3 pseudogenes are annotated in these 3738 nt (G+C 67.7%); 2 read left to right on the forward strand and 1 reads right to left on the reverse strand.

Annotated features, from left to right (window positions below):
* Window positions 1–151 precede the first annotated feature (151 nt).
* Window positions 152–1004 (forward strand): annotated as a pseudogene (locus JCM19049_RS09510) (site-specific DNA-methyltransferase).
* Here the strand turns inward: JCM19049_RS09510 and JCM19049_RS09515 are convergent.
* Window positions 959–1802, reverse strand: a pseudogene (locus tag JCM19049_RS09515) (PHP domain-containing protein). The pseudogenes JCM19049_RS09510 and JCM19049_RS09515 overlap by 46 nt on opposite strands.
* A 65-nt stretch (window positions 1803–1867) precedes the next feature.
* On the opposite strand from JCM19049_RS09515, the pseudogene JCM19049_RS09520 reads away from it, so the two are divergent.
* Window positions 1868–3413, forward strand: a pseudogene (locus JCM19049_RS09520) (aminopeptidase P family protein).
* Window positions 3414–3738: the final 325 nt, after the last annotated feature.

The following is a 3738-nucleotide window of genomic DNA, read 5'->3' on the forward strand; positions in this document are numbered from 1 at the left end:
GCACCCGCAGCCAGGACTCGGCTCCCCGGCAGGACGACTAGCCTGCCGGACTCAGGCAGCAGCAACGCTTTGATGGAAGGAACACCGCGCACGTGACACTGCCGAGCTCGATGCACACCCACCGCTCTTCGACCCGGCCGGGCCGAACACGGTGGTGCACGGCGATAACCAGCATGTGCTCGGCCTGCTGCCCGACGCCAGCTTCTCTCTGATCTACGTCGACCCGCCGTTCAACACCGGACGCAAGCAGACCCGCGCGGCACGCACTACGGTGCGTGCCGCCGCCGGGGAAGGCGACCGGATTGGCTTCAAGGGCCTGGACTACATCACCGAGCTGGGCCAGGCGCGCTCCTACCAGGACCGCTTCGATGACTATCTGAGCTTCATCGCCCCGCGCCTGGTTCAGGCGCACCGGCTGCTGGCGGAGGACGGCACCTTGTACGTGCACCTGGACTACCGTGAGGTGCACTATGTCAAGGTGCTGCTCGATGAGATCTTCGGCCGCGATTGCTTCCTGAACGAACTGATCTGGGCGTATGACTATGGGGCGCGCACCAACCGGCGCTGGCCCTCCAAGCACGACACCATCCTGGTGTATGTGAAGAACCCCAAGGCCTACCATTTCGACTCCACCGAGGTGGACCGCGAACCCTATATGGCTCCCGGCTGGTGACCCCGGAAAAACGTGAACGCGGCAAGCTGCCCACCGACGTGTGGTGGCACACCATCGTTTCGCCCACCGGCAGGGAAAAGACCGGCTACCCCACCCAGAAGCCCGAGGCATCCTGCGCCGGATCATCACCGCGTCCTCGCGCCCCGATGACTGGGTGCTGGACTTCTTCGCCGGTTCGGGCACCACCGGCGCGGTGGCCGCGAAGCTTGGACGCCGCTTCCTGCTGGTGGACCAGAACCCGCAGGCCATTGAGGTCATGCAGTCCCGCCTGGGCGAGGGAACCCGCTACATTGAGGCCGGGGAGCCGGTGCCGGCGGACAAGATCCGCTGAAGCATCTGCGGGTCGGTGCTGTTCTCCCCCAGCCGGTTCGGCTTGCCCGCCCCGTGATAGTCCGAGGACCCGGTGATGATCAGGTCATGGCGCTGGGCCAACTCGCGCAGGAACTTGCGCCCGGGCTCGGAATTGTCCCGGTGGTCAATCTCCAGACCGGCCAGCCCCGCCTCAATCAGCTCCTCGAAGTCCTCCGGGGGCACCACTCGTCCGCGGGCCGAGGCCATCGGGTGGGCGAAGACCGGAACCCCGCCGGCCTCGCGCACCAGGCGCACGGCGTCCACCGGGTACACCGCCGGGTGGGAGACGTAGTAGCGCGACCGGGAGGAGAGCATGCTGGCGAAGGCCTCTTCCGGGTGCGACCACCCCGGCGGTGACCAGCGCGTCGGCGATGTGCGGGCGGCCCACCGTGGTGCCCGGCTGGGTGTGTTCCTGGACCAGCTCCCAACTGATCGGGTAGTCCTCCGAGAGCAGCCCCACGATCCGCTGCGCCCGGTACTCGCGGGCGCAGCGGGTGACCTCCAGTTCATCAAGCAACGGCTTGTAGGTCGGGTCATGCAGGTAACTGAGCAGGTGCACGCTGATTCCGGTGCGCGAATGGCAGGTGATCTCCATCCCCGGCACGAACCCGATCCCGCGTTCCACGGCCCGCGCCCGCGCCTCGTGCCACCCGGTGGTCTGGTCGTGGTCGGTCAGCGCCACCACGTCCAGCCCCGCCGCCACCGCCGAATCAATCAACTGGCCCGGAGGTTCGGTGCCATCGGAAATATTCGAATGGGCGTGCAGGTCGATCAGCATGGCTCTAGACTATCCGGTCGCCCCGCGCTTTGTGCGCACCGGCGGCAGGTGAGAATATGGGAACTATGACCACTGATGCATCGAACACCCCCGGCAACGATCAACCACTGGAAGACCGCGTCAACAACCGCTCGCAGCGACCCACCTCGCGGGCCTTCAAGGAATTCATGGCCTCGAACTGGGCACCGGACACCTCCGAGCTGCCCGAGGCCGATGAGGCCGCCAGCTATGCCGCGCAGCGCCGCAAGGCCCTGTCCGAGCGCTTCCCGGGTGAGCGCCTGGTCATCCCGGCCGGGCCGCTGAAGGTGCGCAGCAACGACACCGACTACCGTTTCCGCCCGCACTCGGCCTTCGCCCACCTGACCGGGCTGGGTGTGGACCATGAGCCGGATGCCGTGCTGATCCTGGAACCCACCGACGAGGCGCCGGGGATGAGGGCGGCAACACAGCGCCACCTTGTACTTCGCCCCCATGGCCGGACGGGACTCCACCGAGTTCTACCTGAACTCGCGGTCCGGGGAATTCTGGATCGGCCCGCGCCCCACGCTGTCCAAGATGTCCGCCCGTACCGGCATGCCCACCGAGGGGCTGGAGCAGCTGGAAATGGCGATCACCAAGAACTCCGGCCCGCAGGCCCTGGGCGGCATCCGCATCCGCCTGGTGCGCGAGGTCGATTTGAACGTCGAGGCCCTAGTGGACACCTCCCGCATCAACACCGGCCAGGACCTTGAGGCCGCCGACGCCCTGGACAACGAGCTGGCCGAATTCGTCTCCGAACTGCGTCTGGTCAAGGACGAGTACGAGATCAAGGAACTGAAGCACTCGGTGGCCGCCACCATTGAGGGGTTCGAGGACGTGGTGCGCAGCCTGGACAAGGCCATCGCCCACCAGCGCGGGGAACGCATCGTCGAAGGCGCCTTCTTCGCCCGCGCCCGGGCCGAGGGCAACGAACTGGGCTACGACACCATCGCCGCCAGCGGCAACAACGCCACCATCCTGCACTGGATCCGCAACAACGGGACCGTGCGCGAGGGCGAAGTGCTGCTGCTGGACGCCGGGGTGGAAGCCGATTCGCTGTACACCGCCGACATCACCCGCTCGTTGCCGGTCTCGGGCAAGTTCACCGACGTGCAGCGCAAGATCTACCAGGCCGTGCTGGATGCCGCCGACGCCGCATTCGCCGCGGTGAAGCCGGGCCTGAAGTTCCGCGACCTGCACAACATCGCCACCCGCGTGCTGGCCGAGAACCTGGACTCCTGGGGCCTGCTGCCGGTGCCGCTGGAGGAGGCGCTCTCCCCGGAGGGGCAGCACCACCGCCGCTGGATGCCGCACGGCACCAGCCACCACCTGGGCCTGGATGTGCACGACTGCGCCCAGGCCCGCGCGGAACTCTACCTGGACGCCGAGCTGCAGGAGGGCATGGTCTTCACCATCGAGCCGGGCCTGTACTTCAAGAACGAGGACCTGGCGATCCCCGAGGAGTACCGCGGCATCGGGGTGCGCATCGAGGATGACATCCTGGTCACCGCCGAGGGCGGGGTGAACCTCTCGGCGGCGCTGCCGCGCGACCCGGATGAGGTTGAGGCCTGGATGGCCAAGCTGCGCGGCTAAGCCGGCCGGCGCGACGCCAGGGCAGGACAGCGAAAAGCGGTGGGCCACGGAAGAATTCCTTCCGTGGCCCACCGCTTTGTCTTTCACCGGCAACCGGGTGGTACGCCGTGGTGCGCGCCGGTGTCCGGCAGCTAGCGTCCCTCGTTCTGCGGTCCGCTGCCCGGGGTGCCCGGTTCCCCCGGATGTCCTGGGTTGCCGGGTGCTTGGATTCGGGCTGTGGCTCGCCGCTGGGGGTTGCCTCGTTTTCCGGGCGGATCACCACCGGTTCGGCCTGGCTCTCGTCGCGTTCACCGGGCTCGGTGTGCTGCGGGGCCTGGCCTTCCGG

Source organism: Arthrobacter sp. JCM 19049 (genome assembly GCF_001310435.1).